We start from the raw sequence: 6203 nt of genomic DNA, 5'->3' as shown, positions 1-6203 counted from the left end.
TGTGATCCATGTATAACGACTTCGCCTTTACAGATGTTTTTTATTTAAAGTTCCGGCGACCACCGCGATCTACCCACTGCATATCGTCGGCAGCGTCAGATGTGTATCAGAGACACAGGCGGCCACGGCCCTGCACGCGCTGCCGGGCCCGACCGCGCTGACCGCCATCCTGGCGGGGCTGGAGGTGCGCGGCCCCGGCGGCGACCCCGCCGATGGCACGGCCATCTGGGCGGCGATCGCCACCGCGGCGCGCTGCGCCGACCCGGTCCGCGCCGAGCCCATCGCCCTGGAGCAGGCAATCGACCTGCTCGGCGCCTGGCGGGCGGAGGAAGCCGCCAACCGGCGCATCGCCGTCTGCCTGGGCATCGCCTTCTGGAAGCGGCGGCGGATGGGCAGCGCGCTGGCCTCGGCCGCCGGGCCGCCGGGCTTCGCGCGGAATGCGCGCGACGCGGTGGCGCAGGCGCTGGCCCGTGGCGGTGCCATCGCCGCCTGGCCCAGCCGCGCGCCGGCCGACCTGGGCGCGCGCGCCGCCGCCGCCGGCGTGCCGGTGGCCTGGGTCGAGGACGGGTTCATCCGCTCCGCCGGCCTCGGGGCCGGGTTCCTGCCGGCGGCGTCGCTCGCGATCGACGCGCGGCGGCCCTATTTCGACCCGGCCGGGCCGAGCGACCTCGAGATCCTGCTGGCCACCGCGGCGTTTCCGCCCGGCCTGGTCGCCCGCGCGGCGGCGCTGCGCGCGGCGCTGGTGGCGCGTGGCATCACCAAGTACAACCTGGGCGGCGCGGCGCCCGTGCTGCCGCCGGCCCCCGGCCGCCGGCGCATCCTGGTGCCCGGCCAGGTCGAGGACGACCTGTCGATCCTGCGCGGCGCCGCCGGCGGGGTGCGCGGCAACCTCGACCTGCTGCGCGCGGTGCGGGCGGCGGCGCCCGACGCCTTCATCGCCTTCAAGCCGCACCCGGATGTCGAGGCCGGCTACCGGCGCGGCAGCGTGCCGGCGGACCAGGCGCGGGGCCTCGCCGACGTGGTGCTGGCGCATGTTCCCATCGCCCCGCTGCTGGACCAGGTGGAGGAGGTCCATACCATCACCTCGCTGACCGGCTTCGAGGCCTTGCTGCGCGGCCGCGCCGTGACCTGCTGGGGCCGGCCCTTCTATGCCGGCTGGGGGCTGACGCAGGACCGCGCGCCGATCGGACGGCGCGTGCGCCGGCTCACGATCGATGATTTGGTGGCAGGTGCGTTGATCCTCTATCCCCGCTATCAGGACCCGGTGACCGAGCTGCCGTGCCCGCCCGAAGCGCTGCTGGACCGCCTGGCGGAGGCCGCACCCTGGAAGGGCGGCATGATCGCGCGCCTGCGCCGCTGGCAGGGGCGCGCGATGGCGCGCTGGCTGCGGGGGCGCGGATGACGGCGCCGCGATGGCAGGGCGCGGGCCGGTGGTGCCCATCGCGCCGGCGCGCGCCAGACTGCGCGCTTCGCACCGGAGCGCGCCTGCTGGCGCCCTTTCCGATCGAGCGCGCCCGATGGCGCCCGTCGCGCAGGACCGCGCCCGATGGCGCGCTTCGAAAAGCGGCGCGCCTGATGGCGCCCTTCCCGATCGAGCGCGCCTGATGGCGCCCTTCCCGATCGAGCGCGCCTGATGGCGCCCTTCCCGATCGAGCGCGCCTGATGGCGCCCTTCCCGATCGAGCGCGCCTGATGGCGCCCTTCCCGATCGAGCGCGCCTGATGGCGCGACGCTCCTTCCTGTTCCTGCAGGGCCTGGCGACGCATGTCTTCGTGCGGCTGGGCGACGCGCTGGCGGCGCGCGGCCATGCCGTACACCGGGTGAACTTCAACGCCGGCGACCGGCTGTTCTGGCGCCGCCCCAACGCCACCGACTTCACGGGCGCGCCCGCCGACTGGCCCGCCGCGCTCGGATCGCTGATCGACACCCATGGCGTCACCGACCTGGTGATGTTCAGCGATTGCCGCCCGCTGCATGTCGCGGCGATCGCGTTGGCCAGGCAGCGCGGCCTGGCGGCCTGGGTCTTCGAGGAAGCCTACCTGCGCCCCGGCTACATCACGCTCGAACAGGGCGGCGTGAACGCCAATTCGCCGCTCCCGCGCGACCCCGCGCGCATCCGCGCGCTGGCCCATGGCCTGCCGGCCGCGGCGCCCGAGACGCTTTCGGCCGGCTCCTTCCTGCGGCGTGCCTCGGACGACGTGCGCTACAATGTCGCGACGCTGCTCGGGCGCGGGCGGTTCCCGCATTGGCGCACGCACCGGCAATGGAACGCCTTCCACGAATATGCCGGGTGGCTGTGGCGCGGCGCCCGCCGCCCGGTGCTGCGCACGGCGGCGCGGCGCAAGCTCGCGGCGCTGCAAGCCTGGCGCGGCCCGGTCTTCGTGCTGCCGCTGCAGCTCGAAGGCGATTTCCAGCTGCGGCTGCATTCGCCCTTTCCCAGCCTGCGCGATGCGATCGCGCGCATCGTCGCCTCCTTCGCCGCGCATGCGCCGCGCGATGCGCTGCTGGCGGTGAAGGGCCACCCGCTCGACAACGGGCTGACCGACTGGGGGCGCGTCGCGCAGCGCGCGGCGACGGCGGCGGGGGTGGGCGACCGCCTGCTGTGGCTGCCGGAACTGCCCTTCGGCCCGGTGCTCGCCCCCGCCGCCGGCGTGGTCACGGTCAACAGCACCGCCGGGCTGCAATCGCTGCGCGAGGGCAAGCCGGTCGTGGTGCTGGGCCGTGCGCTGTACGACATGCCCGGCCTGACCTTCCAGCACGGGCTCGACCGCTTCTGGACCGAGGCCGCGCCGCCCGATCCCGCGCTGGTCGATGCGCTGCGCCGCGTGCTGGCCGCGCATTGCCTGATCCGCGGCGGCTTCTTCCACGAGGCCGGGGTCATCGAGGCCGTCGCGAATGCCGTCGAGCGGCTCGACCGCCCGGCCTTCGCCGCGACCGCCGCCGCGGCGCAGTGATGCCGCCGCGCTGCATCCTGGTCACCGGTGCCTCGCGCGGGCTGGGTGCCGCGCTGGCGGAACGCTGCGCGGCACCCGGCGTGGCGCTGCGCCTGGTGGCGCGCGGGGCGGAGGGCCTTGCCGTGACCGCCGCGCGCTGCGCTGCCCGTGGCGCCGAGGTCGCCACCGCCGCGATCGACGTGCGCGATGCCGCCGCGATGTCGGCGCGTCTGGCGTCCTGGGAGGCCGAGCGTCCCTTCGACACCATCATCGCCAATGCCGGCATTTCCCGTGGCACCGGCCCCGATGGTGATGCGGAAGGGCTGGACGGCGCGACGGCGCAGGTCGCGGTGAACCTGCTGGGCGCGATGCACGCGATCGAACCGCTGCTGCCGGGGTTTCGCGCGCGCCGCGCCGGGCGGATCGCGCTGGTCGCCTCGGTCGCGGCCTATCGCGGGCTGCCGGATGCGCCGGGATATGCGGCCTCGAAGGCCGGGCTGCGGGTGTATGGCGAGGGGCTGCGCGCGGCGCTCGGCCCGCGCGGGATCGCGGTGACCGTGGTGCTGCCGGGCTTCTTCGACAGCGCCATGGGGTCGCGCTGGCAGGGCCGGCGGCCACTGGCCATGACGCTGGACCGCGCTGCCGACATCACCCACGCCGCCATCCTGCGCGGCGCGCGCCGCTGCGCCTTCCCCTTGCCGCTGGCTGTCCTGCTGCGCGTGCTGGATGCGCTGCCGGCCGGGATGTCCGACTGGGCGGTGCGCCGCATGCGCTTCCGCATCGCGCCCGAGGCGTGAGCGCCGCGCTGCACCTGCTGGCCGGCGCATTGCTGCCGCTGCCCGCCTGGTGGTGGCTGCGCCGCGGCGCGCGCGTGACGCCCTGGATGCTGCTGGATGCGGCGCCGCTGCTGGCGGCCTTCTGCGCGATCCTGGCGGTGGCCGCGCGTCCGGTGCTGGCGGGCGGGCTGGTCGGCGGAGCCTGCCTGTTCCTCGCGGTGGCGGATCGCGCGAAGCGCGCGGCGCTGCGCGAACCGCTGGCCTTCACCGATGGCGGGCTGCTGTGGCAGGTGCCCGCGCATCCGCGCTTCTACCTGCCCTTCGTGCCGCGCGCGGTGGTGGTGGGCGGCATCGGCGCGGGTGTTGCCGCCTTCGTCGCGGTGGTGGTGCTGGAGCCGGCGGTGGCGCTGGGCGGCGCGGCGCGCGGGGTGCTGCTGTGCGTGGCGGGCGCGCTGGCGCTGCTGGTGCTGCGGCCCTTGGTTCTGCTGCGCGACGGTGCGGTGGTGCGCGAGGCGATGCCGCCGCTCGACCCATCGCGCGATGCGCGGCTGCCGCACGACACATCGCGCGATCCGGTTTCTGCGCACGACCCAGCGCGCGACATGTCCTTGGCGCGCGACCCATCGCGCGACGCCGCCCGCTTCGGGATGCTCGCCGCCTTCGCGCTGCACGCGCGCATCGCGGCGGTCGAGCGCCCGCGCCGGCGCGCCGCGCATCCGCCAGCGCCGGCGGTGATGCCGCCGGGCGCGGGGCGGCCGCACCTGGTGCTGCTGCAACTCGAATCCTTCTGCGATCCGCGGCGGCTCGGCATCGCGCAGGCGCTGCCCTGCTGGGATGCGCTGGCAGCCGGCGGCCTGGCGCGCGGGCGCCTGGCCGTGCCGGGCTTCGGCGCCAACACCATGCGCACGGAATTCGTGGTGCTGACCGGCCTGGACGACGCCGCGCTCGGGCTCGACCGCTTCAACCCGTATTTCCGCTTCGCGCGCGCGCCCGTCGCATCGCTCGCCTGGGCCTTGCGCGGGGCGGGGTGGGGCACCGCCTGCCTGCACCCGTATGACGGGCGCTTCTTCGGGCGCGACCGCGTGCTGCCCGCGCTGGGCTTCGAGCGTTTCGACGACGCTTCCGCCTTCGCCGATGCGCCGCGCGCGCACGGCCTGGTCACCGATGCCGCGCTCGGCGCCCGCATTGCCGCGACACTCGCGGCGGCGGCCGATCCGTTGTTCCTCTATGCGATCAGCGTCGCGGCGCATGGGCCCTGGCCGGGGCCGGACCCGGCCGCCGGCTGGGCGGCACGGATGGCGGCGACCGATGCGATGCTGGGCGCCGTGGCGGATGCGGCGCGGCGCGGCGCACGCCCGGTCGTCCTCGTTGCGTTCGGCGACCATCGCCCGTCGTTGCCGGCCGCGCGCGCGGCGACGGACACCGACTACCTGATCTGGCGCAGCGACGTGACCGGGCAGGGTTCGCAGCAGGACCTCGATGCCGCCGCCCTGCATCGCGCCGTGCGGCGCGCGATCGGCATTGCCGGCCCGTAGCGTGCAGTCCGACGCGCTTCGCCTCGATGCGCCCGACCGATCCGCAGGCGCGTCCGCCTGCCCTGTCGATGCCGTGCAGGCCGCGGCGACGGCCGGTGCCGCGGCCTGCATCCCCAACCCCGCGCCGCGCGCCCTCGACCCATGGCGAGCGCCGCCTGCGATTCGGCGATAGCCCCGGCGTCCTGGATCCGCTTCCGCGCGCCCTGGCGCGCTGCAACGGCTCCTGGTCATGGCTTCCGCCCGCATCGTCGCCCGGATCACCCGACGCCGTCGCCTGGCGGCCGCGCCTGGCCACCGCCCGCCCTCCAGGCCCACGCACACGGCGATGCCGGCGGTCGGGCAGGCAGGCCGCCGGCAGCCAATGCCCTACCCTGCCACGCCGCCCAAGGCGCGGGCCGCGCGCAGGTCATCGACCCCCGCCAGCCGCACGCCGCGCCCTGCCGCCGCGGCCAGGGCCGCGCGATCGGGGAAGGGGCAATAGGGCAGGATCGGCAACTCGCGCCCGCCCTCGTCGCCGGCGGCGATCCGGTCCAGCGCATCGGCCAGCAGCGCGGCGCCCGCCAGGTGCAGCCTGCGCGCCACGGCCGAGACGCTGGCCCCCGCCGGCGGCGCCATCGCGCGCTGCGCCACCAGCGCGCCCGCATCGATGCGCGGCGCCAGGCGATGGATACTGACGCCGAAGGCATCGCCGCCCTCCGCCGCCGCCCAGAAGCAGGGCATCGGCCCGCGATGCCGCGGCAGCAATGACGGGTGCAGGTTCAGCCCGCCGCGCGGCGCCACGGCGATCGTGTCCGCGCCCAGGATCTGGTCGAAATGGCAGGTCACGATCACGTCGGGCCGCGCCGCCGCCAGCATCGCGCGCGCCGGCGCGGCGTTGACGTCGTCCAGCATCACCGGCGCCACGCCGCGCGCGCGCGCCGCCGCCGCCAGCGGGCCGCGCGGGCGCGCCCGCAGCAGCCG

General features: G+C 76.0%; 5 protein-coding genes. 4 read left to right on the top strand and 1 reads right to left on the bottom strand.

Annotated elements, in window-relative coordinates; all coding sequences use genetic code 11:
- Positions 1-184 precede the first annotated feature (184 nt).
- The 4 genes from LQ222_RS25895 to LQ222_RS25880 all read left to right on the top strand — a co-directional run bounded on the left by LQ222_RS25895 (position 185) and on the right by LQ222_RS25880 (position 5243).
- A complete protein-coding gene (locus LQ222_RS25895) occupies positions 185-1402 on the top strand; it encodes a beta-3-deoxy-D-manno-oct-2-ulosonic acid transferase (protein WP_230169767.1) in 1218 nt (405 codons plus the stop codon).
- A 318-nt stretch (positions 1403-1720) separates the two neighbouring features.
- Positions 1721-2953 (top strand): capsule biosynthesis protein, encoded by a 1233-nt coding sequence (locus LQ222_RS25890; RefSeq protein WP_230169766.1) that lies wholly within the window; start codon positions 1721-1723, stop codon positions 2951-2953.
- The gene (locus tag LQ222_RS25885) at positions 2953-3729 is read left to right on the top strand and encodes an SDR family oxidoreductase (RefSeq protein WP_230169765.1); all 777 of its coding nucleotides are present in this window, start codon (positions 2953-2955) and stop codon (positions 3727-3729) included. Before LQ222_RS25890 ends, LQ222_RS25885 begins: the two co-directional genes overlap by 1 nt.
- On the top strand, positions 3726-5243 hold the full coding sequence (locus tag LQ222_RS25880; RefSeq protein WP_230169764.1) for an LTA synthase family protein: 1518 nt from the start codon (positions 3726-3728) through the stop codon (positions 5241-5243). Before LQ222_RS25885 ends, LQ222_RS25880 begins: the two co-directional genes overlap by 4 nt.
- 366 nt (positions 5244-5609) lie before the next feature.
- Here LQ222_RS25880 and LQ222_RS25875 read toward each other — a convergent pair.
- Positions 5610-6203: formyltransferase family protein (locus LQ222_RS25875; RefSeq protein WP_305800041.1), on the bottom strand; the 594-nt coding region annotated here is incomplete at its 5' end.

This window comes from Roseomonas sp. CECT 9278 (assembly GCF_918698155.1).
In the GTDB taxonomy this organism is placed as follows: Bacteria; Pseudomonadota; Alphaproteobacteria; order Acetobacterales; family Acetobacteraceae; genus Neoroseomonas.
The sequence above is the reverse complement of the archived record's forward strand: the minus strand, read 5'-3'. Positions and strand labels throughout refer to the sequence as shown.

Coding starts and splice junctions, on each gene's coding strand:
- LQ222_RS25890 (WP_230169766.1), top strand. CDS start 1,721: ATGGCGCGACGCTCCTTCCTGTTCCTGCAGGGCCTGGCGACGCATGTC.
- LQ222_RS25885 (WP_230169765.1), top strand. CDS start 2,953: ATGCCGCCGCGCTGCATCCTGGTCACCGGTGCCTCGCGCGGGCTGGGT.